Origin of the sequence: Gottfriedia luciferensis (assembly GCF_001712755.1) — a bacterium.
Taxonomy (GTDB): domain Bacteria; phylum Bacillota; class Bacilli; order Bacillales; family Bacillaceae_G; genus Gottfriedia; species Gottfriedia luciferensis_B.
The window spans coordinates 24,297-47,896 of sequence record NZ_MDKC01000035.1 but is presented as its reverse complement, the minus strand read 5'-3'; the positions used below and the strand labels follow the sequence as shown (position 1 = coordinate 47,896).

The following is a 23,600-nucleotide window of genomic DNA, read 5'->3' as shown; positions in this document are numbered from 1 at the left end:
AGGACTTGGTTATATTTCAAGTCCTTTTTCCTAATATGAAACATTATTATTTAGCTTTCTAGTTGATTATTTAGTTCCGTAACAGCATCATTAATTTTCAATTCCGTACCTTCTTCTTCTGTAGTTACATTTTTAGGTATACCACGTTTATATTTCTTCGTCTTAGTGTCTTGGGTAAATCTGCCCTTGTATGCTCCTCTGATCCCATATAACTTAGACTCTGTATTTATGGCATCTTTATCATCCACTAAAAAAGCGACCATATTTTGACCAGCTTTAGAATTGGGAATACCTTCTAACGATACTTCAAGTTTTTCCTGTAGCTCTGAATTTGATAAATCTTTGAACTTTTTATCTAGACCAAAGTCTTTTTTTGAAATTATTCCTCCATATTCTAATATCGAAATTGTTTTTCCTTTTAAATTTTTGTCTCCTGATAGAACATGTTTGATTTTAAAAGTTAATTTAGTATACGGTCTACCAATTCCAGCATTATTTTTTACGACATACGGTTCTACTGATTTTACAGTACCCTTTACGACTAAATCGGAATCTTTCATTAAGTCCTCGACTCGATCAAAGTTACCAAAAAGAGATGCACTAGCAATTACGGTTTCTATTTTATTTGATTGGTTATTTAATGGATAATTTGAAGGATTAGACTTGTTATCATCTGAACTTTTTATTAAGTCTTTATTTTCTTCCATTATATTTGCCGTATTGTTTTGTTTATTTGGTTTTTCATTATTAATATAATAGTAAATTAACGAACTAAAGGCTATAGTAACTAAAACACTAAATATAATACTATTTTTTTTCAATTCAATTCCTCCTTATTTATAAATGAAATTGATACCTTTAAATTGATCATCTAATGGGATATTGGTAGATGACTGGTTCCCATTTGGATGCATTAAATTTCCATAAACCTTTGTGTGATTTAAGCCAAACGCATGTCCTATTTCATGGGCATGAACAAGTCTTTTTTGCCAATCCGTTAATTTATTATAAGTTCCGGTTTGTAAATCTATATATGCCCAGTACCAATCAGTTTTAGAAGCGTCAACGTGTTTTTTTCCATACATAAAATATGTTATTCCAGCCGTTCCATCATCCTTTGTAGTAAATTTAAATACATCTAATACAGAAGATGATTTAGTAGTTGTTTCTCTAAAAGAAATAGGTGTAGTAATTGTTCCATAAATCCATTTATTCATAGCATCTTTAAATTTTTGCTTTTCTGTACCTAATGAACTATCTAGAAAATAATATTGTCTGTTTTGTCCATAATGACCTACTCCATTAACTAGTTTGTGGCCATAAGTATTATAGGCATAAGACGTTTTGAGCGGGATAGAAAAAGTTGTTAATATACAAACTAAAATAATTAAACTTGTAAATAATTTTTTCATACTCTCTCTCCTTTATAAATTTATTTTTAAAATAGTTGTGGAAATAATTTCTTATACATGTATATATTACCAAATTATACTTATAACATAGTGCGAATAAATGTATTGTTTGTGAATATTTTAACAAAGTATAAAGTGTAGTTGTGTTTTCTCATAAATCAATAGTTTCTTAAAGGATTCAATCAATAAGGAAAGAATTATATTAATTGTACAAACTTTTTAATGAAAGTTTGTTACGAAGTTAATAGAGATATTACATTAAGATGTTAAAATACATGTTTTAGTTAAAGGTATATTAAGGGAAAATTATCAAATAGATAACAGGTAGTTTTCTTGTATAGTAGTGTTAGGGGAATTAGGACAATTCTATGTCTTAAAGTGAATTGGATAATTCTAATCTACTAAAACGTACATAAAAAGATAAATCTTAGAATGATAATGAATGGTTCTTTGAAAAACGTGAAATTATGTAATCGGTATGACGAGGAGGAATGATCATGTTTGAATTTGAAAATATAGAACAGTTTGCAAGAATAAAAGTTATAGGTGTTGGTGGTGGCGGTAATAACGCCGTTAACCGAATGATTGAAGACGGAGTAGAAGGCGTTGAATTCATTGCTTTTAATACGGATGCGCAAGCACTGAAACAATCAAAAGCTGAAATTACAATGCAAATCGGTGCTACGTTGACGCGTGGTTTAGGAGCAGGTGCAAATCCTGAAATTGGAAAAAGAGCAGTAGAAGAAAGTAAGTCTCAAATTGAGGAAGTACTAAAAGGTGCAGACATGGTTTTCGTTACAGCTGGAATGGGCGGCGGAACAGGTACGGGTGCAGCACCTGAAGTTGCGAAAATAGCTCGAAAGCTTGGTGCTTTAACAATTGGAGTAGTAACTCGTCCTTTCAAATTTGAAGGTAAAAAGCGTGCAACAAATGCTGAAGGTGGAATTAAGGAACTTAGAGAAGCGGTTGATACTTTAATTATCATTCCAAACGATCGATTATTGGAGCTAGTTGACAAAAAAACACCGATGCTCGAAGCATTCCGTGAAGCGGATAATGTACTTCGACAAGGGGTTCAAGGGATTTCCGACTTAATCGCAGTACCAGGATTAATCAATCTTGACTTTGCGGATGTTAAAACAGTCATGTCTCATAAAGGGACAGCCCTTATGGGAATTGGTATTGCAAAAGGTAAAGATCGCGCTACAATCGCTGCTCAGAAGGCATTAAATTCTCCATTACTTGAAACTTCTATTAATGGAGCTCATGGTGTAATTATGAATATTACAGGTGGACGTAACTTAAGTCTGTTTGAAGTACAAGAAGCTGCAGATATCGTTGCTTCTGCATCTCACGAAGAATTAAATATGATTTTCGGTTCGGTAATCGACGAAAACTTAAAAGATGAAATTATTGTAACGGTAATTGCTACAGGATTTGCGGATAAAGAAGAGAAAATGGTAAGAACTCCTTCTAGACCAATAGAAGAAGCACCTAGCTTATACAATAGAGAGCAACGATTCCAACAAGATCAGAGATATCGTGTAGACCAACAGCAAGATTACGGTCGCTTTAATGATCAACAAGACGCAGGTCGATACACGGAACAGCAAAATTATGGACGTTACAATGAGCAACAAGATTATGGGCGATATAATGAACAAAATGATTATGGCCGATTTAATGAACAGCAAGATTATAACCGTTACACAGAACGACAAGATCAAAATCGTTACACAGAACAACAAGATAATAATAGATACAAAGAACAACAAGATTACGGACGCTATAATGAACAACAAGAATATGGTCGATACAATGAGAAGGAAGATTCAACTTCATATATTCCGGCATTCTTACGTAATCGAAAAAACAGAAATAGATAGATTTATAGATGTAGAAAAGGACATGAGTGTGGATGCTCATGTCTTTTTATTTTGGCTCCTTTTAAAAATTTTTATGTCTTTATAAAAGCTGCTTAAATTCTAATTCCACTCCATAGATCTACAAACGTAAAACTATTTCATTTCGATTCTGTTGATTTCAGCCTTAACTTTACTTCTTTTTCTCTTCCGATCTATCAATACTAATAATAATGGACCTGTACAAAAAAATAATACCTGTAAGAAAAGAACATACAATTTATACTTATGAAACTCTGGACCAACTATAATCAATACGGTAAACAGTATGTATGAAGTTATAATTAATATTTTTTTTGCTAATTTCATAATATTATCCTCCTGCTTCCAATAGGTTGTTGCACCGACAAAAAATATACCGTAGAAGATAAAATAGAATTAGTCTTTTTCAAAACTGTCTCTAATTTTTTAGTAAACGATTACGAAATTATGATAACATCTAAAAAGGTAAAATTAGCCAATATCTATTGTCGATATTGTTAATTTTTCAAATTTTTTAATAGCATATTACTCCTTTTGGAATTTAAGAAAAATCTACAAAACTATTATTTGTATGTTATTTTTGATTTTTTAAAAGTTAGCAATCAAATTCCGTAGATGGAGGCTTAATAAAAGATGGATTATGAAATTGATTCAAAAAAATTAAAAATTATTAAAACTTTTTTAGCTCTCAGGAGTCTAATGTATAGAACATCGAGATGGAGGGATTGAGATTGCAGGATCATAGTCTAGTGAAAAGGGCTATCAAAGGAGATGAGCAAGCATTTTTGTCAATTATGCATGAGCATAAAATATCATTATATAAAACTGCATTAGCTTACTTGAAGAATAAAGATGAGGCAATTGAAGCAATTCAAGAAGTAACCTTTAGAGCTTATCAAAACATAAAAACATTGAGAGAACCAAGTTATGTAAAAACATGGCTTATTCGGATTATGATTAATTACTGCCAGGATTATATTAAGAAGAATAATAGAGTAACTTTCGACGATGAATATATTTCACAGCTAGGTACGACCGAAGATTATAACTATATTGAAATAGAAGAAGCAATGTCACAGCTTGATGATACACAGCGACAGCTTTTACATTTAAAATATTTTCACGATGTCAAAATTAAAGATATTGCAATTATGTGGAATCGCCCAGAAGGTACGGTAAAGACTTGGTTGAATAAAGCATTGAGGTCATTAAGAGGAATCCTTGAAGAGAAAGGAGAAAAAGGCCGTGTTTGAAAAAGAAGAAAATGAATTAAAAAAGTGGAAAGAAAAATATGAAAACGTCGAATTACCTATTGATGAAATTGATGAGGCTATACAAATTGGACTTCAAAAAGCTAAAGTAACTAAGTTGGTAACTAAACCGAAACGGAAATCTAAGATTTGGTCTATTGTTGCAGCTGCTATTCTTCTATTGGGATTTCTTACAAGTATTCGTGTATCGCCAACCTTTGCTGATTATTTAACAAATATTCCAGGTATGGAGAAAATCGTTAAGCTTATACGTGATGATAAGGGTCTAATATCAGCTGTAGAAAATAAATATGCTCAAGAAATTAATATTTCTCAAGAGAAAAACGGAATTAAGGTAACGATTGATTCAGTAATTGCTGATGAGCAAGGAATAGTAATTTTTTACACGATTGATGCAAAAGAGACACAACATAATTTTACTTTAAAAGAAGTGAATCTCAAACCAAGTAATGGTGAAGAATTGCCAGAACATTCTTCTTCATTTGATCTTCCAGTAAAAGACGAGTTAAATACTTATACTAGTAAGATTGAATATCTTTTTCAGAAAACAAACGAGCAAAAAGATTTTTACCTAGATTTAAAGATAAAGAGTAAGGAGGTTTCAGAGCAATTTTCTATTCCATTCTCTTTAAAAAATCTAGAAAAAACAAAGCAAATATACGAACTAAATAAAACAGTAATGATTGAAGGGCAAAAGATAACCATTAAAAAAGTTACAGTTTATCCTCTTCGTGTAGCTGTACAAGTAAAAATGGATCCAAATAATACTAAGAAAATATTAGATTTTACTGATTTTGAACTTCTTGATCAAAATGGTGAAGTATGGTCTAAAATAACAAATGGAACTACTGCCAATATTCTTAGTGATAATGAACGAATTATCTATTTACAGAGTAATTACTTTAAAGATCCAAAAGAATTATATTTGGTTATTAATAAGCTACAGGCAGTTGATAAGGATGAAGACTATATTTTAGTTGATACTGAGAAACAACAAATTCTTAAACAGCCAAAAGGAAATTATGTAACTGACTTAAAAAAAGAAGGATCAGACTTGAAGTTCACCTTAAATACAAAAAAAGAATTTCATTACTCATTGGTTGAATCAATTTTTGATGCTAATGGCAAAGAAGTTGAAACTAGTGCAGAATCAACTGAATATCATGATGGTGGTAAGCAAATAGTAGGAATAACAATTTCTACTAAAGATTACGTTAATCCATTAAAGCTTAAGCTTGCGTTTTATCCTGAATATATTCGGGGGGATGCTAAAGTAAGGATTAAATGAGTTAATCTAACGGAACTGAAAAGGAAAAACAAAAACGTAATCTTTTCTATGAATATCAAGAAAAGATTGCGTTTTTTAAGTTACTACAGACTATTCACCTTTTGACAGTAAGGTTCAGGCGGATAGTTGTGTTTAAACTTTTCAAAATCCCAAGTTCCAAGAAATTTTTTTGCGGCTTGGTATCCATTTGTAAAAAGTGCTTCTTTTTCTTTTTTAGTTAAATTGAAATCTGTACTTGATATATCACCAGTTGGGATTTTTATTGTTCGTTCATTTACTTCAGTTGTAAGATGTCGAATGTCGTGTGCTTGTCTCATCGTGATAAATATTGATTTATAAAATGAGATTGGGGTATGACCATCCAGTGGTTTCGCAATAATTTCTTCATCTATTAAGCGAAAACCGAAAGTCGGCCATTCTTGATGATCATCGAAAATCCAAATTGGAAAATTACTTAGAATTCCGCCATCAACAATTAAAATTGGATAATTATAAAAAGGAGTTTTTAGTTTAATTGGTTGAAAGAAAAAGGGAATTGTACCACTCATTCTTACTGCTTGAGAAATTGTTATATCTTTTGCTGTTAAGCCGTAATCAGGTAAATCGTCAGGTAAAACGACCATCTTACCATTACTAATATCTGAAATAATGATTTTTAATTTACCTTTTTCTAAATCATCGAAATAGCGAACACCTTTTTTTGATAATAAAGCTTCTAACCATTCTTCTTCAAAGTCATTTTTATATAACCCATTTTTAAATAAGAGATTTAATCCTAGTCCTATTAAAGGAATAAAGTGCAACCATGTTTTAGTAATAAATTTCTTATAATCTAGATGATCCATAATTTCCTTTAATTCTTTTCCTGTATAGCCACATGCTAGAAGAGTAGCAACAATAGCACCAGCAGAAGTACCTGCCAAACGTGCCCATTCATATCCTTCTTCTTCTAATGCACAAATAGCACCAACATGCCCGATTCCTCGAACTCCTCCTCCTTCAAAGATACCATCTACTTTCATTTTGTTACACCTACCTTTCAGAAAAATGGAATTATACTAATATAATATATGGGAGTTCTGTTTAAGTGTGATTAGCTATTGATTCAATCATATTTAGCAATTAATTTATTTTTTGGGAAATAATCTGACAATCTTTGCAGATGAATTAAGATTTCAAATATCAAGGAAAACTCTATTTGCCATAAAATTTCGTATGAATCATTCAAATAGTTACAGAAATATTTATATGATGAATATTTTCAATTCAATATGAAATACTAACAGCAATCTGATAGTTTATATCAGAAAATTTTATTATAAGGGGCTACATATCATGGCAAACAGATCTTCAAATCAATATGTTTCACCAAATGCTGAATCTGCAATCGATCAGATGAAGTATGAAATTGCAACAGAATTTGGAGTACATTTAGGTCCAGATTCAACAGCTCGTGCAAATGGTTCTGTAGGTGGAGAGATTACAAAACGTTTAGTTCAAATGGCTGAACAAAGTCTCGGTGGATATACAAGATAAAAGATTTATTTTAAGAGATGAGTTAATTAAAGGTAATTCGTTACCGATTGATTAACTCATCTCTTTTTGAATCTTTTAAAAAATTTTACCTAATTTAACGAATACTAAAAAAGATAGGGTAAAAAGGATGATAATTAAGAAATATCAATAAATTTTTATTAATTTGTATTAATATAAGTAAAAATGAGTCGATATAAGTAGAGAGAAAATTAAAATAATTTGGTATTATTAAACTAAACTCAATGTAACTATAGAGAGAATTATATTGAGTAGATAAAGAGATAGAAATAAATGGGGAGTTGCAAGTATGAAATCAACTGGAATTATTAGAAAACTAGACGATCTTGGAAGAATTGTTCTACCAAAAGAACTAAGAAACACAATGAATTTAGAGAACAATGCTCCTTTTGAAATTCATTTTGAAGAAGGTATGATTATTCTTACAAAATATGATGAAAATTCCGGTCTAAGTGGAATTGTCCGAAGACTAGATGACTTAGGAAGAATTGTTTTACCAAAGGAATTAAGAAAAATGTTAAATCTAAATAAATATGAACCATTTGAAGTATTTATTGAGGAACAAAAGATTATCCTTAAACAATTTGTTTCTAGTAATGCTTGTATGATAACAGGAGTTATTGATGAAAATAATTTTTCGTTTGATAGTGGAAAGATTGTAGTAAGTAAATACGGCGCAGAAATTCTTCTTAAGGAATTGCAGGAATACATAGCTAAATAAAAAATCTCTAAAAGTGCTCTTTTATCTTTTCAAAGTAGAAGAGCACTTTTTTGTTTGAAATTAGTTTTAGGGAATAAGAGAGTTTATCCTTTCTAAAGTAATATAAAGAATCTCTTTTAGTGCTTTCAACGATTTACTACAAATTTGTTAAAACCCTCTAAAATACACCAAGATAATAAGACACTACATAGAATGATAATTTCCATTTTTCACATCTCCTTTTTTTGTTCTACTTTTAAGTTCTCTTAGGCTTTAATTGTCTTGAATTTTAAGATTGTATGTTCTGTTTTGTTTGAATGTTTTTATTATACACGAACATCTATTCTAATGTAAGTGGTTTTTTTAGAAAATAGATAGATTTTTTACGAACGTATATTCAAAATAGGTCATTTGTTCGATTATTTAATAATAAGATTAGTAAAAAAGTAGAACAGTCATACTCAATTTCTGTACTGTAAAAGTATGTTTCTTCCAGAAATATGGTAGGATATGGTTATGGAATTATTAGAAGGAGATAACGTATGGGCCTAATAGAGAATCAAAAGTATTTCTTTGAAAAATATAAAATCGATGAACAGGATTTTGAAAAGTACTGTTTAGACTGGTCAAAATATATTGAAATTTATAATGAATACATATCAGAAATTCCGAATCTTGAAACTGTAGCTACTTTTATTTCAGAAATACTCCGTAAAAATCCTGAAATTCATACTGTGAAATCAAGAATTAAATATCCTGATCATTTAATTGAAAAGATTATTCGAAAGACGATAAAAGGCAAAAAATCAGACTCATCTTATGAAATCAATGTTTCGAATTATAAATCAGAAATCACAGATCTAATTGGTATAAGAGCATTACATTTATATAAATACCAAGCTGCAGATATAGACAAAACTATTAGACAAAATTGGAATTTACATGAAAAAGCGACTATTTACCATCGCTTAGGAGATATGACAAGCGAACAGCATATTGAGGAGGAAAAGTTTCAGTTTTTAGTTCATGATGCCGGATATCGATCATGGCATTATGTGATTAAGTCGCAAATGACAAAAGTGAATTATTTAGCTGAAATTCAAGTAAGAACAATCTTTGAAGAAGGCTGGAGCGAAATAGATCATCAACTAAGGTATCCTTATGATTTAGATAATGAGATATTAAATGAACAGCTTTTAATCTTAAATAGACTTTCGGGTGGGGCTGACGAATTGGTCAATTCAATTCTTCATACTAAGATGACCATTTATCAACAAAATGAAGAAAAAGAATTTCGTGATGAAAAGATTCAGGAATTATTAAATGAAATTTCTAGTTTGTCAGAGGATGGAAAATTAACTGATGAGGATAAGAAGTCATTAGAAGAGAAAATTAAGCAACTAGAAGTTAAAAAGATTAAAGTAAATTATAGTAATCTGTTTAATAATCGCTCAGTTGAATATCACTTTAAACGAAGAATATTTCCTAGTGATTTTTAGATCATTGATATTAGAGGCCAAGGCTATGTGCTTTGGCTTTTTGAATTTTTTACCAGAAAAATTGTAGGATATTTAGGTGCCATTTCTTTTTTCCTAACATTAAATGTAATAACAGATCTAGTTTAGATTTTAAAAAATATGAAACTAGGTGGAATAATGGTTAAAAGGCCGATTTATAAGCAGGAATTTCTAAATACATTTAATTATGCAGATAAGAATTTTGATATTGCTTCTCTTAAAAATCTGATTGAACAATCTTTTGGAGAAAATAATGCATTGGATTTTAAGGAAACATTCGTTAGAGAGGACCAAATTGCAAAATTAATCATTGCAATGGCAAATTCTGGTGGAGGATCAATTATTTTTGGCGTAAATGATGATAATCACCCCGTAGGAATCCTTAAAGAAGAGCTAAAGGATCCAACCGATTTTCAAAGAAAATTAAATGGCTACTTACCTTCTATTCTAATTTATCATCTTCAACAAATTGATTACGATGAGAATGAAATGTATGGATATTTTAGTGGTAAAACCTTCTTCATCATTTATATCCCCGAGCAAAATCGGTATATCCCGTTTATTGCTAAAAGAGGCTCCGATAAATTATTTACAGATAAAATTTATATTCGAAAAAATACTTCAAACGAAACTGCCACAAACGATGACTTAGAAATTATTTTTAGAAAAAGGCTCATTGAACAATATGAGGACTTATCAAATATGAGTCTAAATGAGCATATGGAACAATTAAAGATCCTGTATCGAATCGCTGCAATTAGTGGTGATACAAATAAAACCCCAAAAAGTCAAAAAGATGATTTTAGTGAATTTATTGCCAGTATGATTGAGAAGAAGAAGCGGAAGATTGAGATTGTTTTGGAGGTTAGTAATATTGAGTGATTAGTATTGAGGTTAGAATAAAATGCAGAAATTATAGGAATGAAGATAAAACCAGGAGGATCGGTTTATCTTACATTCCATTTTTTATTTAATATTTAAAATTACTTGTAATAAGTATTTTCTATATAATCAGCATGTCTTAAGTCCTTCTCTACTTTTTCAATTTTTTTATCAGTATTCAAGTATCGTACATATTTTGATTCTTTCGTTTTTATATAAAACATCTAAACTAGGATTATCTTTTATTATAGTTGAATTAATAAAGAGTAAGATTTATGAATGTTATAATTTTGTGAAAGAATTATTTATCGTATAAAAAAGCTATAAACAATTGCTTAATCGCTTGTTTATAGCTTTTTTCATATAAATTTCATAGATTGTTACTCCACTGGAATATATTTCATTTTATAATTAGTAATAATAAGAATTAAATATGGAGGTAAAGTGTCATTGACTTTATTTTTATTGTTCGTTTTTATTGCAGTTTCCATAATTCTATTTAGTAAGGATAAAGTATCATCTAAGCTTGGTGAAAATAATAAACTTGTTTTTAAATTGAAAAATACTAGTTGGTTTCAAAATCATTTAATGTCAGGTATTTTCTTGTTTATTATGAATGCAACGTTGTTTTTTACTTCTTGTCTGTTAATTTATCTATTAACGTATCTACTAATTCCATTTCTCGACTTATTGGTAATGGTTTTGGCCGTCTTTGGAAGCTTCTTTTTATGGATGATTGTGAATAAGGCATGGCAAGGTTCAAACGCAAACCGAATTAAAATGAGTATTTTAGGGAGTAGTTTTTATATTTTATTATCAATTTTGTTTCTATTTTGGTTATTAAATCTTGAACCTTCTTATCCAGGTGAAGATCTGTTTATGAGATCATTAGGATTGATGATTGGATTAGTGGTTTCAATTGTTGCATTTCTATCTTGTTTGATAACTACCGGATTTAGTTTTAAAAGGATGTAAACTTTTAGAAAATCTATGAATAACCTAGGTTTTAAAACTTATATCAAATTATCTTAATAAAGGGAGAGGCACTTAACATAACAAAGAGTTAAGTGCTTTTATATAGTAAATAACCTAATTTTTAGCGAAAAAGGAATAGGTACATTTTTCCTCTAAAGATATTTTTATACGAATTTTTAATAGGTCTATTTAATTAGATTGAAAATTAAAAAGTAAAAAACTAATCATTTATTTTGTGAAAATAAGTGGGTTAATTTCATTTAAAAACGATTAGAAAAATTAGCGCGTTTTAATAAAATGCTGTTAAATCAGGAGCTAAATAACCCAATTGACCAATAATTGAATATTCTTTATATTTTGATAATGTAGAGTGCTTTTTAAGAAGTGGTTTGGATATGAACGATTAAAATCGATTTTAATAGATTCATATGAGAAGTCGCTTTTTTTATTTTATCAGAATAGGGGAGTGTAAGATGACAGGTAAGCCTAGGTTAAATAAGTATGTTACTGCGATGATGACGACAGCTCTTATTGCTGTTCCGACTTTTCAAGCGTTAGCTGCCGGGACAAGCAATAATGTTTCAAATTTAACAAATAGTAGTGCTGTAGAAACGAATCTTCAAGGAATTAACGCAAAAGCAAGTACAGGGAAGCATGTGATTACCCTTATTACAGGTGATGTTGTTACTGTAACAGAGTTTGCAGATGGACAAAGTGTGATTAGTGTTGAGCCAGCAGATAAAGCTGATGGTGGTTCACATATCATGACGGTTAATAAGGATACATATGTTATTCCAAAACAAGCGATGCCTTACTTAGCTTCTGGTGCATTAGATCGAGATTTATTCAATATCACTGCACTAATAGCGGATGGATATGATGATGCTTCTCAAAAGACATTACCTGTTATCGTACAGTATTCAGAGTCAAAAACTCGCTCAAGTGTGAAGCCTACATTAAAAGCTTCAAAGAAAACACATGAACTTGAAAGTATAAATGGAGCAGCGCTTTCTGCAGAGAAAAAGGATTCGAAAGAGTTCTGGCAAGATGTTAAGAAAAATATAAAATCTGCGGATTCTGTTAAATCTACAAAGTCATTAGTTACACCTGGAATTGAAAAAATTTGGTTAGATGGTCGTGTTAAGGCAACGCTTGAGCAAAGTGTTCCTCAAATTGGGGCACCTACTGCTTGGAATGCTGGTTACAACGGAAGTGGCGTAAAAGTAGCAGTTCTTGACACGGGTATTGATGCACAGCATCCAGATGTAGCTGGTCAAATAAAAGAAACAAAAAGCTTTGTTCCTGACCAAGATGTACGTGATTTTCATGCACATGGTACTCATGTTGCCTCGACTGTACTAGGAACGGGAGCAGCATCAGGTGGAAAATATAAAGGGGTAGCACCAGGAGCTAGTTTACTAGTAGGAAAAGTGTTAAGCAATGAAGGCTTTGGTCTTGATTCATGGATTATTGATGGTATGGAATGGGCTGCACATAATGCCAAGATTGTAAGCATGAGTTTAGGAAGCGATGAGTCAAGTGATGGTACGGATCCAATGTCACAAGCGGTTAATAATTTAAGTGCTGAGACAGGCTCTCTGTTCGTTATTGCGGCTGGTAATACAGGCCGTGAAGGAATCGGTTCTCCTGGAGCTGCAGATGCAGCACTAACAGTTGGTGCAGTTGATAAATCAGATAATCTTGCTTACTTCTCTTCACAAGGTCCACGTTTTGGAAGTGAAGGATTAAAGCCGGATCTAACAGCACCAGGTGTAAATATTACTGCTGCACGATCTCAATATTCAACTCAAGGAAGTGGATCTTATCTTTCAATGAGTGGTACGTCGATGGCTACGCCACACGTGGCAGGAGCGGCAGCGATTCTTTCACAACGTCACCCTGATTGGTCAGGCGCACAGCTGAAAGATGCATTAATGAGTACAACTAAAAAATTAGATGATATTAAGCCGTTAGAAGGTGGAACTGGACGTCTTGATGTTGCAGCAGCGACTCTTGGTGATTTGCGTGCGACAGGTTCACTTGATTTTGGTTTCTATGCTTGGCCACATGATAATGATGGATTGAAAGAGAAAACAATTACTTACACTAACGATAGTGATAAGCCTGTGACGTTAGATCTATCAGCGAAAATTACTGATAATAGCGATGCTGATGAACCTGCTGGTTTATTTAAACTTTCAACGAACAAGGTAACTGTACCGGCAAAAGGTAGTGCAAATGTAAATGTAACACTTGATCCGAATGCAGCTGCTAATGGTCAACGTTATCAAGGTCAGATTTCTGCAAATGTTGATGGTAAAACTGTTGTGCATACCGCTTTGGCTATGATTAAAGAAGAAGAAAGATATCCACTAACTTTAAAAGCTATTGGACGTGACGGTAATCCTACATTAGCGTATATCAATCTACTTGGTCCAAATGGTATTCCGGAGTTTATTGCAATTAACGGTACAACAGAATTACGTCTAAAACCAGGAACATATTCTGCAATGTCAATGATGGATGTTGATACTGATACTGACCACGCTGGCGTTGCACTTGTAGGAGATCCTGAAATTAATTTAAATGGTCCTCAAACAGTTACATTGGATGCAAGAAAAGCCAATGAAATTACAGCAAACGTACCGAATAAAACAGAAGCAAGCTTTAGAAAAATGGAATATTACCGTGAAATTGATGGCAACAATGTTGGTGACATCTATGTAATGCCGGCTATAGTTGATAAGATGTATGCTGAGCCAACTAAGAAAGTTAAAAATGGAAAATTTACATTCAACACTCGATGGAGATTGATTGAACCATACATGACAATTAATTTCAAAGGCAATGAATTAGATGATATCCCACAAGCAGGAAGTACGCCGCTAGATGGAAAATACAATTTTGACGCTGTTTATGTAGGTAAAGGGGCTCCAGCCGATTATAAAGGACTAAACGTTAAGGGTAAAGCTGTAATCGTTGATCGAAGTGATGAAGTAACTGGTATGGAACGTTCTGCAGCAGCATATGCAGCAGGTGCAAAACTAGTTATCACAGTAAATGATGGACCAGAAGAAATTAGTGAATATGTTGGAGTTGAAAATGATGATTACTCACTTTCAGATTCTCCAATCGCGGTTGTAGCAATTAGCCAAACAGAAGGTAAAAAATTGATTGAGACTGCGAAGTCCAAAAAAGTAACACTGGACGTAAAAGGTACTCCTAATTCGAAATACGTTTATGATCTTGTTGATAACCATGACAATGCAATTCCAAATGACGTAACTTATTCACCTAAAGCGAACGACCTTGTAAAAATTAATGCTGAATACAAATCTGATCAACCTACAGCAGGTGGTGAATTCCGTTGGGATATTCCATCTTACCGACCAAATGGAGTAGGTTATCAAATGAAATTAAATCTACCATCAGTTCGAACAGAATGGGTTTCTGCTCAAAAAGGCACTTCTTGGTATCATCAAGCTAGTGTGCTAGATACTGCTTGGGAAGTACGCCAGCCAAAAGCAACATACAAACCAGGTCAAACATTAGATGAAGAGTGGTTCTCACCGGTTGCTCGTCCTCGTTTAGGTGATGGCTTCTGGAAACCTTATCGTACAGGAAACAACTTAGTCATCAACATCCCTGCATGGGCTGATTCTGGAGTAGGAAGCACAGGTTCAGAAACTAATTATCCAGGTTCACAAACATTAAAACTATACCAAGGATCTAAACTAGTAAAAGAAGCAAAAGGACAAGCAATCTACTCATTTAATGAATACCCAACTGCAAATACGCAGTATAAAGTAGTTAGTGATGCTTGGCGCGATCCAGCTCGCTTTGATAATTCTGTAAAAACACATACAGAGTGGACATTCTGGTCTAAAGAGCAAGAAGAATATCAAACAGAACTTCCATTAATCTCGCTTGATTACAATGTAGAAACTGACATGAATGGTGATGCAAAATCAGGCCGTTGGGTCGATTTAGAAATGAAAGCTATTCAAGTAGCTGGTGCACCAGGAAACGGTAAAATGAAAGGTGCAACATTAGAAGTTTCATATGATGAAGGCAAGACTTGGGAACTAGTTGATTTAAATCGTGAAAAAGATGGCTGGAAAGCTAGAATTGAAAACCGTAAGAAGGCAACTTCTGTATCATTAAGAGCAAGTGCTTGGGATGATGCGGGTAATAGTATTAATCAAGATATTATTAAGGCTTTTGGATTGAAGTAAATAAAGAGTGAGTGAGGCACCTTCCTTGTGGAAGGTGCTTCTACCTTATGAGCAATAAATAAATTATTTTTAGTCCTTGTTGAAAACGGCTTAACTATTTCTCACAATTAAAAAAGGCACCTTCCACTTAGAAGGTACCTCTTAATCATTTATTTTGATCAGCTTTTTCAGCGTCTAATAATTCTTGCATGAACTTAAGATTATATGTATGGCTTTCTTTCAGTCTGCTATGTCTTGTTAGTTTGATTAAGTTTTGGTAGTGAGCGATTTCTTCCTCTAGTGATGAAATGACATTTGTACGATATTCTTTTAATTCTTGTTCGTTCATTTTTCATTCCTCCTATAATAGGGATTTAATAATTTAAGTATATCACTAATATGGAAAAATAAATCAAATTTCATTGTGAAAGAAGCAAGATTACACAAAATTTACAAAAAATTGTAGATCAATTAATTCGTAAGTAGGGAACTGAGGGCTTTAAAAAAAGCGATTATCTTATTTTAATATGATGTCCTGTAAATTTTCATAAATTATTTAAAATATTTTCAGAAAAATCATTGTATTCTGTGTATTGTGGTGGTAATATAGCTACAATATATTTTTTAGTGAATGGAGGTTTTCGAAAAATAGTAAAAGTTAGAAGTCATATTTTTTTTCGCTCGTTACCTAACATGTGTTAGGTAGATTAGAAAGTAATCTTATTTTTTTACCCATTTACCTAACGTTTGTTAGGTAGATTTTGTAAATTCTTTTCGCTCATTACCAAATAAACATAAGTTAGGAATTAAAGTAGATAAAATAAATATTTGAGTTAAAGGAAAGAAACTATATTTTTTTAACTCATTACCTAACGTACATTAGTTAGGTAAATTAGGGGGATATGTATAAAGGATGACTATTAAAACAAAATCAACAAAAGAAAATATTAAAGAAGCAGCAACAAAGTTATTTGCAAAAAAAGGATATTCTGGAATGACACTTAGAGAAATCGCAAATGAAGTTGGGATAAAGGCACCTTCTGTTTATGCTTTTTTTGAGGGAAAGGATGATATTTTTCTAGCTGTCTATAAAGAAACATTAGATGGACATTTATCAATCGTTGAGTCACATTTTAAAAGCAATCAATCTACTAAAGTTCAACTCTACTCTATTTTAAAATCAGCGATTGATTTTCAGTATCAAGAGGAACTAAAAGCTAAAATTTTAGTTCGTCTAATGACATCTCCACCAGAGTTTATAAAAGAAGATATTATGAAACGATTTGGTTCAATGGAGCTAGATGAGTATAAAATTCTTTTTGAAATTTTTAGACAAGGGATCGAGAAAGGGGAAATTAAAGATAGTGATTGTCATGCGTTAGCTTTATCGTTCCAATGCATAATGGACGGGCTGTTCTGGCAAATGCATCGTCATAGTGAAGAAGAGATTTATACAAGATTGGGTATCACATTTAATCAGTTTTGGAATGGGATTTCACAATAAATAAAGGTTTACTAACTGGTGAAAATAATGGGGAGGTCAGATTAATGGGAAATAAGTCAAATATTGGAGATGATTACTCACTATCAAGGGTGCCGCAATCGGCGCGACTACCAATGTGGGATATTATGCTTGTGAGAGTTGGTGCTTTGGCAACATTGTCTCAGTTTATGTTGGGTGCTTCATTAGGTTATGGGATGACTTTTTGGCAGGCGTTTTGGGCGACGATGTTCGGAAGTGTTCTGTTGCAAATTGTTAGTTTTCTATTAGGTTATGCCGGGGCACGTGAAGGTCTTTCTACTAGTCTATTGTCTCGTTGGACTGGATTTGGTAGATATGGCTCTAGTATTATTGGCTTTGTTGTTTCCATTTGTTGTATCGGTTGGTTTGGCGTACAGAACTCTGTTTTTGCAAATGGATTAGTCGAAGCGACCGGTGGTAAATTAATCCTTCCCGTTGCTGCTGCGATTACAGGTATAGGTGTAACTGTCTTAGTTATTTTTGGATTTAAACTATTAAGCCTAACAGCGAAAATTGCGGTTCCTGCTTTTCTAATCGTAGTAGGATTCGGAGTTTATAAAGTATTAAGTGATCATTCGATTATTAGTTTAATAGGAACGCCTCCTCCAGGTCAGTCACTTTCAATTGGCGTTGGTGCAACAATGGTTGCCGGAGGATTTATGATTGGTGCTGTTATTACGCCAGATTTTAGTCGTTTTGCTCGAAGCGGTAAAGATGTTTTTTGGATGACAACGATTGGTACTCTAGTCGGTGAATTAGGTGTTAGTATGATCGCTGTATTGATGTCACATGCAGCAAAAACAAATGATGTTGTAAGTATTATGCTACAAACTTCTGGTTGGATTGGTGCAGCAGTTGTTGTTTTCTCTACTGTGAAAATCAATAACTTGAACTTATATTCTTCTTCTCTAGGATTTACGAATATTATCGATACGATTTTTAAAGTTAAAGTGAATCGTGGAATTGTAACACTTGTAATTGGATTAATCGGATCATTATTATCCATTCTTGGTATTCTTGACCGTTTTGTAGATTTTCTAGTTTTCCTAGGCGTCATGATTCCACCGATTGCGGGAATTATGGTCATTGATTACTTTGTATTAAAAACATATCGAAAAGCGTTGGATGAAAGTAAGGAAAAGGGAACTTTACCAGCTGAACCAGAAAAGATTAATCCAGTGACATTAATTGCATGGGCAGCAGGATTTGCAGCTGGTTATTTTATAAAATTTGGTATTCCATCAATTAACTCACTTGTATTAAGTGGAATAGTTTATTACTTCGGTGTTTTAATTTTAAAAGCAATTAAAAATAAGCGCGTAGTGGATGAAAAAATTACCGCATAAAATTTCTGGATATTGGAGGTATTCTAAAAATGAGAAAAATAGGGAAACAGGAAATTGAAGATATTGCTGTAGGTGCTGCTTTACTAGGTACAGGAGGAGGGGGAGACCCTTACATAGGTAAGTTAATGGCTTTACAAGCGATTGAAGAATATGGCGAAATCACTTTATTAAATGTAGATGAGGTGCCGGATGATGCATTAATTGTTCCATCAGCGATGATGGGTGCTCCAACTGTATTGCTTGAAAAAGTTCCAAGTGGTGAAGAGATGTTTAGTGCATTTCAAAACCTTGAATCTTATTTAGGAAAGAAAATTTATGCAACGATGCCAATCGAGGCTGGTGGTTTAAATTCGATGATTCCGCTTGCTCTTGCAGCAAAGCTAGGATTACCTGTTGTGGATGTAGATGGCATGGGAAGAGCATTTCCAGAATTACAAATGGTTACATTTTACTTAGACGGTATTTCAGCAACACCAATGGTACTTGCTGATGAGAAAGGGAATAATTCTGTCCTATCAACAATCAATAATCTTTGGACTGAACGGATTGCCCGTGCAGCAACAATTGAAATGGGTGGTTCTGTCATGACTGCCATTTATCCGATGACAGGAAAAAATTTAAAAGATAGTGGAATTCGTAACATTCTTCAACTCGAAGAAGAGTTAGGAAAAGCGATTAGACTTGCAAAAGAAATCAATGCAGATCCAGTTAAAGAGGCATTAAAATGTGCGAAAGGCTTTGAACTTTTCCGTGGAAAAGTAACAGATATTAATAGAAAAACTGAAAGCGGATTTGCAAAAGGGATCGCAACATTTGAAGGCATTAATGAATATAAAGGGGAAACATTAGAAGTTCGTTTCCAAAATGAACACTTACTTGCACAAACTAATCAGCGCTTACTCTGTGTCACACCAGATTTAATTGCAGTACTTGACGCAGAAACAGGACTTCCAATTACAACAGAAGGGATTCGATATGGAGCAAGATGCGTAGTAGTCGGAATTCCTTGTCATCCAAAATGGAGAACTGAAAAAGGAATTGAAACAGTAGGACCAAAATACTTTGGCTACGATGTTGACTATATTCCAGTAGAAGAACTTGTTAAAAAAGGAGTGACATTATAATGAGTACATATAGAATTGGTATTGACGTTGGTGGAACGCATACGGATGCAGTTCTTTTAGATGAACGTAATCAAGTAGTATCTGAAACGAAATCCCCTACAACAGAAGATGTTGCGACAGGTATTTATACAGCTTTGAAGAAAATAATCGGCGATGCGAATGTACCAAGAGAACAAATAAAATACGCAATGCTAGGAACTACACATTGTACAAATGCAATTGTTGAAAGAAAGAGATTAAATAAAATCGCAGCGATTAGAATCGGAGCTCCAGCTACTTTAGCAGTAAAGCCTCTAGTTGGTGTCCCAGATGATCTTCGTGAAGCACTTGGAAAACATGTTTATTTAGTTCGTGGTGGTCACGAGTTTGATGGAAGAGAGATTGTTTCTTTAGATGAAGCACATCTGTATCAAATTGCAAACGAAATTGTAGGGAAAGTTGATTCGGTAGCAATTACTTCTGTATTTTCACCTGTTTCAAAATCTCACGAAGAAAGAGCAAGTGAAATTATGAAGGAAGTACTTGGAGATGATGTAGCTATTTCACTATCATCAGAAATTGGTTCAGTAGGATTACTAGAAAGAGAGAACGCTACAATTATCAACGCTGCAGTTGTAAATGTTGCAAAAACAGCGGCTGATGGATTCATTAATGCATTAAAAAATGAAGGAATTGAAGCAAAAGTATTTTTTGGACAAAATGATGGTACATTAATGTCTGTAGAATATGCCGTGAAATATCCTATTTTTACAATCGCTTGCGGTCCGACGAACTCACTACGTGGAGCATCTTATCTGACTAAAAGTTCAGATGCGATTGTTGTAGACGTAGGTGGTACAACATCGGATGTTGGCGTTTTAATTCAATCATTCCCACGTGAATCTTCTCTTGCAGTAGAAATTGGCGGAGCGCGAACAAACTTCCGTATGCCGGACCTAATTTCAATCGGACTTGGTGGAGGAACGATTATTCGAATCAAGGATAATGGAGAATTCACTGTTGGACCTGATAGTGTTGGTTATCGTCTTCCAGAAAAAAGTTTAATTTTCGGAGGAGATACATTAACTACAACAGACGTAGCAGTTGCGCTTGGAAAAGTCGAGCTAGGTGATGCATCAAAAGTAGCTCATCTAGATAAGGAGCTTTTAAATAAAGTTTATGTGAAAATGGTCGAGCTAGTTGAAGAAGCAATCGACAAGATGAAAACAAGCTCAGAAGACGTGCCAGTTATTCTAGTTGGTGGTGGTAGTATTCTACTTCCTGAAGATTTAAAAGGGGCATCAGAAGTCATACGTCCGCAACATTCAGGTGTAGCGAATGCAATTGGCGCAGCTATTTCCCAAGTAAGCGGTCAAGTAGAACGAATTTATAAATTAGTAGAATTAACTCGTGATCAAGCACTGGACATTGCAAAAGATGAGGCTAAACAAGAAGCGATTAAAGCAGGAGCAGATCCTAACAACTTGGTAATTGTTGATGTGGAGGATGTGCCATTGGCTTATTTGCCAGGTAATGCGACTCGTGTAAGAGTAAAGGCTGCTGGGGATTTGGCGCAGGTTGAAGTTAATGAATTAGTATAAAAAATGAGGCACCTTCCTTTTTGGAGGTGCTTTTTTAACATGTTGAAAAATTAAAAAGTTGCATAATGGAATCAAATTTCCCATAAAAAAATCCCCTTCATAAGGTAGAACAATCCATTCTTTTGATTGTCTACTATAAGGGGATCATAACCTATAAAGATCCATTTATATCAATATCTTTAATTTTTTTGTTTAAGTAAATCTCTAATCTCTGCTAATTGATTTTCAATATTAGTTAGACGACTTTGCATGTCACCAATCTCTTGTTCAGCTTTATAATTTATTGCAAAATCGATAACGGATTCATGCTTATCGCGTGCTGCTTGACGGTTTTGACTCATCATAATGACTGGTGCTTGAAATGCCGCAATAAAAGATAGACATAAGTTCAACAAGATAAAAGGTGCAGAGTCAAAATGAAAAGCTTTTGTGAATGATAGGCTATTCCAAATCATCCATACTGCAAGTGTACAACTAAACCAAATAATAAATTTCCAACTACCACCAAATTGCGCAATTTTATCTGCGATTCTCTCAGACAATTTTGTTCGTTGGGTGTAATCACTATTTAAATGTTGCAGAATTTCTGACTCATAACGATCCACTAATCGGTCAATACGTGATAAGTTTTCATGGTTTAAATCAATATCAAACCCTTGAATTTTTTTTGGTTTTTCAACTTGTTTTTTAACATAAATTTGCTTCCAAATGTTGTGTACCATGTTTCCAACCTCCTCTTTTCTAGAGGAAGTCTTCAAAAGCTTATAAAAGTTGGACTACATTTTTATGATGTAATCCTCCTCGGATATTCAATTGTATGACTTCCTCTGATGTCGTCGGTAAATTATCCGACTCACCTATACTGGGACTACCCATAAAAATGTTCCACCTCACTTTTTTCGTATAAATAATACCTTTACTATTATATGACGACTTATCCGATAGGACTATACTATTTTTAAATAATTTTTTATATTCCTTTAAATAGTCTTATGTATAAAGTGTGCTAGTTGCATTTGAACATCTATAACTTCCAGCTTTTCCGTTGCCTTTAGATTACTTAGAAATTGCTGAGATCTTCACGATTTTTATGCTTGAAACTTGATGATTAAAGTTGCCTAAATCATTAACATCATTTGTAAGAACAATCGACGCTCCTTTATAATTTGCATCGGAAAATAAAGTGACTTGATAGCCTGGTGCAATATGGATAGAAGAAATGGTATCATTACCAATCCCTTTTACAAGCTGATCGTAATCATAATTACCGGATCCAAGTATTTCTGACGCACCGCCAAAAGCATTTTCCTTATATACCGTCACAGGCATTTCTACACCGTTTACGCGAAAAAACATATCTATGAATCCAGCAGTCTCTCGTTCTGCTTGATTTAACTGAACAAGAGTCGGATTTTTTACCTCGTTTTTCCACATAGCAGAATAATAATTACTGTAAGCTGCTTGCCAGAAGTAATTAATGATCGTATCATTCCAAATTTGAGGTAAAACGGATTTTGCTTGTACCGCAGCTTGATGAATCCATGCTTCAGGATCAGTCGAAGCATTCCAATTATATAAACCTGAATCTGGCACCGTCATTTGACTTTGAATACTTTCCGCATAATTTTCAAACTTCGAATGATAGCCGGGTGCGTTATGATCTAGATTGGAAATATTTGAAGCATGTAGAGGCTGGGTTACATCTGTAAAATAGTGTAAAGACACTCCAAAGTAGTAGAATGCATTGTAAAAATCGCCTTTTTTATAGTAATCCGATGCTAGATTAAAATACTTCGCTCCTGATTGACGAGCTGTTGGATAAGAAACTCCCGTATAATTTGTTTGTGTGTCTGGATCATAGAAGTGAGACATAAATGTGCCAGTATCATAAAAAGGATTAATGTGATCCGCATCGTATAAGCCTTGTTCCCAACGATCTCTAAACTGATTAAGCAGTGTAGTAGGCTTGTTGATTGCAGGATTCGTATTATCAGCTATAAGTTTGACACCTCCATTTACGATGAAATGATGTGTACTATGGTCTTGATTATGAACATCCTCGTCAGACCATGCAAATGCTGTTTGATAATTGCCAAATAATGATGTGATTGCGAGAGCACTTCCTGCAACTAATGATAATAGCTTTTTGGATTGAATACGTTTTTTCATGATACACCTTCTTTTTTTGTATTTGGTTGTCTTACAAGCAACAATGTATAAGTATAATTAGTTTTTGTTAACGAGATATTTCATTTGTATGAAAATTTGTTAAATTTTGGAAATATTGCCAATCATGGAAATAGCGGCTTCT

19 protein-coding genes and 1 pseudogene are annotated in these 23,600 nt (G+C 33.2%); 13 read left to right on the top strand and 7 right to left on the bottom strand.

The window, feature by feature from the left end:
* Positions 1-50: 50 nt before the first annotated feature.
* Together BED47_RS19650 and BED47_RS19645 are read right to left on the bottom strand one after the other, a co-directional pair.
* Positions 51-821, bottom strand: coding sequence for a hypothetical protein (locus BED47_RS19650; protein WP_069035042.1), 771 nt, complete (start codon positions 819-821; stop codon positions 51-53).
* A 12-nt stretch (positions 822-833) separates the two neighbouring features.
* Entirely contained in the window at positions 834-1,412 is a 579-nt protein-coding gene (locus tag BED47_RS19645) for a matrixin family metalloprotease (protein WP_069035041.1), read from the bottom strand.
* A gap of 497 nt (positions 1,413-1,909) precedes the next feature.
* Here BED47_RS19645 and ftsZ point away from each other — a divergent pair.
* Positions 1,910-2,974: pseudogene (gene ftsZ / locus BED47_RS19640) on the top strand (cell division protein FtsZ); the annotation flags it as partial.
* Positions 2,975-3,430: 456 nt separating this feature from the next.
* Here ftsZ and BED47_RS19635 read toward each other — a convergent pair.
* Entirely contained in the window at positions 3,431-3,643 is a 213-nt protein-coding gene (locus BED47_RS19635; protein ID WP_069035040.1) for a hypothetical protein, read from the bottom strand.
* A gap of 404 nt (positions 3,644-4,047) precedes the next feature.
* On the opposite strand from BED47_RS19635, the gene BED47_RS19630 reads away from it, so the two are divergent.
* A complete protein-coding gene (locus BED47_RS19630) occupies positions 4,048-4,569 on the top strand; it encodes a sigma-70 family RNA polymerase sigma factor (protein WP_069035039.1) in 522 nt (173 codons plus the stop codon).
* Entirely contained in the window at positions 4,562-5,875 is a 1,314-nt protein-coding gene (locus tag BED47_RS19625; protein WP_069035038.1) for a DUF4179 domain-containing protein, read from the top strand. The genes BED47_RS19630 and BED47_RS19625 overlap by 8 nt, the downstream gene beginning before the upstream one ends.
* Before the next feature lie 83 nt (positions 5,876-5,958).
* On the opposite strand, the gene BED47_RS19620 is transcribed toward BED47_RS19625, so the two are convergent.
* Positions 5,959-6,897, bottom strand: a complete 939-nt coding sequence (locus BED47_RS19620) for a patatin-like phospholipase family protein (RefSeq protein WP_069035037.1) — start codon at positions 6,895-6,897, stop codon at positions 5,959-5,961.
* A 313-nt stretch (positions 6,898-7,210) separates the two neighbouring features.
* Between BED47_RS19620 and BED47_RS19615 the strand changes: the two genes are divergently transcribed.
* The 6 genes from BED47_RS19615 to BED47_RS19590 all read left to right on the top strand — a co-directional run bounded on the left by BED47_RS19615 (position 7,211) and on the right by BED47_RS19590 (position 15,738).
* A complete protein-coding gene (locus BED47_RS19615; protein ID WP_025568698.1) occupies positions 7,211-7,411 on the top strand; it encodes an alpha/beta-type small acid-soluble spore protein in 201 nt (66 codons plus the stop codon).
* 307 nt (positions 7,412-7,718) lie between these two features.
* The gene (locus tag BED47_RS19610) at positions 7,719-8,150 is read left to right on the top strand and encodes an AbrB/MazE/SpoVT family DNA-binding domain-containing protein (protein WP_254664631.1); all 432 of its coding nucleotides are present in this window, start codon (positions 7,719-7,721) and stop codon (positions 8,148-8,150) included.
* Between the two features lie 521 nt (positions 8,151-8,671).
* Positions 8,672-9,628, top strand: a complete 957-nt coding sequence (locus BED47_RS19605) for a hypothetical protein (protein ID WP_069035036.1) — start codon at positions 8,672-8,674, stop codon at positions 9,626-9,628.
* A 156-nt stretch (positions 9,629-9,784) separates the two neighbouring features.
* Positions 9,785-10,528 (top strand): AlbA family DNA-binding domain-containing protein, encoded by a 744-nt coding sequence (locus tag BED47_RS19600; RefSeq protein ID WP_069035035.1) that lies wholly within the window; start codon positions 9,785-9,787, stop codon positions 10,526-10,528.
* 444 nt (positions 10,529-10,972) lie between these two features.
* Complete coding sequence (locus BED47_RS19595) at positions 10,973-11,503, top strand: hypothetical protein (protein ID WP_069035034.1); 531 nt, start codon at positions 10,973-10,975, stop codon at positions 11,501-11,503.
* Positions 11,504-11,976: 473 nt separating this feature from the next.
* Positions 11,977-15,738 carry a S8 family serine peptidase gene (locus BED47_RS19590; RefSeq protein WP_069035033.1) on the top strand — a complete coding sequence of 1,254 codons (3,762 nt, stop codon included), beginning with the start codon at positions 11,977-11,979 and terminating at the stop codon, positions 15,736-15,738.
* Between the two features lie 145 nt (positions 15,739-15,883).
* On the opposite strand, the gene BED47_RS19585 is transcribed toward BED47_RS19590, so the two are convergent.
* A complete protein-coding gene (locus tag BED47_RS19585; RefSeq protein ID WP_025568705.1) occupies positions 15,884-16,066 on the bottom strand; it encodes a hypothetical protein in 183 nt (60 codons plus the stop codon).
* A gap of 564 nt (positions 16,067-16,630) precedes the next feature.
* On the opposite strand from BED47_RS19585, the gene BED47_RS19580 reads away from it, so the two are divergent.
* Genes BED47_RS19580 through BED47_RS19565 form a run of 4 tightly spaced genes read left to right on the top strand, consistent with a single transcriptional unit; the run spans position 16,631 to position 21,289 of the window.
* Entirely contained in the window at positions 16,631-17,221 is a 591-nt protein-coding gene (locus tag BED47_RS19580) for a TetR/AcrR family transcriptional regulator (RefSeq protein ID WP_069035032.1), read from the top strand.
* A gap of 44 nt (positions 17,222-17,265) precedes the next feature.
* Entirely contained in the window at positions 17,266-18,585 is a 1,320-nt protein-coding gene (locus BED47_RS19575; RefSeq protein WP_069035031.1) for a purine-cytosine permease family protein, read from the top strand.
* Positions 18,586-18,614: 29 nt separating this feature from the next.
* Entirely contained in the window at positions 18,615-19,709 is a 1,095-nt protein-coding gene (locus BED47_RS19570) for a DUF917 domain-containing protein (RefSeq protein ID WP_069035030.1), read from the top strand.
* Positions 19,709-21,289 (top strand): hydantoinase/oxoprolinase N-terminal domain-containing protein, encoded by a 1,581-nt coding sequence (locus tag BED47_RS19565; protein WP_069035029.1) that lies wholly within the window; start codon positions 19,709-19,711, stop codon positions 21,287-21,289. Before BED47_RS19570 ends, BED47_RS19565 begins: the two co-directional genes overlap by 1 nt.
* 179 nt (positions 21,290-21,468) lie before the next feature.
* On the opposite strand, the gene BED47_RS19560 is transcribed toward BED47_RS19565, so the two are convergent.
* Together BED47_RS19560 and BED47_RS19555 are read right to left on the bottom strand one after the other, a co-directional pair.
* Positions 21,469-22,011 (bottom strand): DUF1003 domain-containing protein, encoded by a 543-nt coding sequence (locus tag BED47_RS19560; RefSeq protein WP_025568706.1) that lies wholly within the window; start codon positions 22,009-22,011, stop codon positions 21,469-21,471.
* 334 nt (positions 22,012-22,345) lie between these two features.
* A complete protein-coding gene (locus BED47_RS19555) occupies positions 22,346-23,458 on the bottom strand; it encodes a zinc dependent phospholipase C family protein (RefSeq protein ID WP_069035028.1) in 1,113 nt (370 codons plus the stop codon).
* Between the last annotated feature and the right edge of the window lie 142 nt (positions 23,459-23,600).

Bases quoted from the DNA above. Each gene is read 5' to 3' on its own strand.
- BED47_RS19645 (WP_069035041.1), bottom strand. From the start codon at position 1,412: ATGAAAAAATTATTTACAAGTTTAATTATTTTAGTTTGTATATTAACA.
- BED47_RS19585 (WP_025568705.1), bottom strand. From the start codon at position 16,066: ATGAACGAACAAGAATTAAAAGAATATCGTACAAATGTCATTTCATCA.
- BED47_RS19570 (WP_069035030.1), top strand. From the start codon at position 18,615: ATGAGAAAAATAGGGAAACAGGAAATTGAAGATATTGCTGTAGGTGCT.
- BED47_RS19560 (WP_025568706.1), bottom strand. From the start codon at position 22,011: ATGGTACACAACATTTGGAAGCAAATTTATGTTAAAAAACAAGTTGAA.
- BED47_RS19590 (WP_069035033.1), top strand. From the start codon at position 11,977: ATGACAGGTAAGCCTAGGTTAAATAAGTATGTTACTGCGATGATGACG.
- BED47_RS19615 (WP_025568698.1), top strand. From the start codon at position 7,211: ATGGCAAACAGATCTTCAAATCAATATGTTTCACCAAATGCTGAATCT.
- BED47_RS19565 (WP_069035029.1), top strand. From the start codon at position 19,709: ATGAGTACATATAGAATTGGTATTGACGTTGGTGGAACGCATACGGAT.
- BED47_RS19580 (WP_069035032.1), top strand. From the start codon at position 16,631: ATGACTATTAAAACAAAATCAACAAAAGAAAATATTAAAGAAGCAGCA.
- BED47_RS19635 (WP_069035040.1), bottom strand. From the start codon at position 3,643: ATGAAATTAGCAAAAAAAATATTAATTATAACTTCATACATACTGTTT.
- BED47_RS19610 (WP_254664631.1), top strand. From the start codon at position 7,719: ATGAAATCAACTGGAATTATTAGAAAACTAGACGATCTTGGAAGAATT.
- BED47_RS19600 (WP_069035035.1), top strand. From the start codon at position 9,785: ATGGTTAAAAGGCCGATTTATAAGCAGGAATTTCTAAATACATTTAAT.
- BED47_RS19620 (WP_069035037.1), bottom strand. From the start codon at position 6,897: ATGAAAGTAGATGGTATCTTTGAAGGAGGAGGAGTTCGAGGAATCGGG.
- BED47_RS19575 (WP_069035031.1), top strand. From the start codon at position 17,266: ATGGGAAATAAGTCAAATATTGGAGATGATTACTCACTATCAAGGGTG.
- BED47_RS19605 (WP_069035036.1), top strand. From the start codon at position 8,672: ATGGGCCTAATAGAGAATCAAAAGTATTTCTTTGAAAAATATAAAATC.
- BED47_RS19555 (WP_069035028.1), bottom strand. From the start codon at position 23,458: ATGAAAAAACGTATTCAATCCAAAAAGCTATTATCATTAGTTGCAGGA.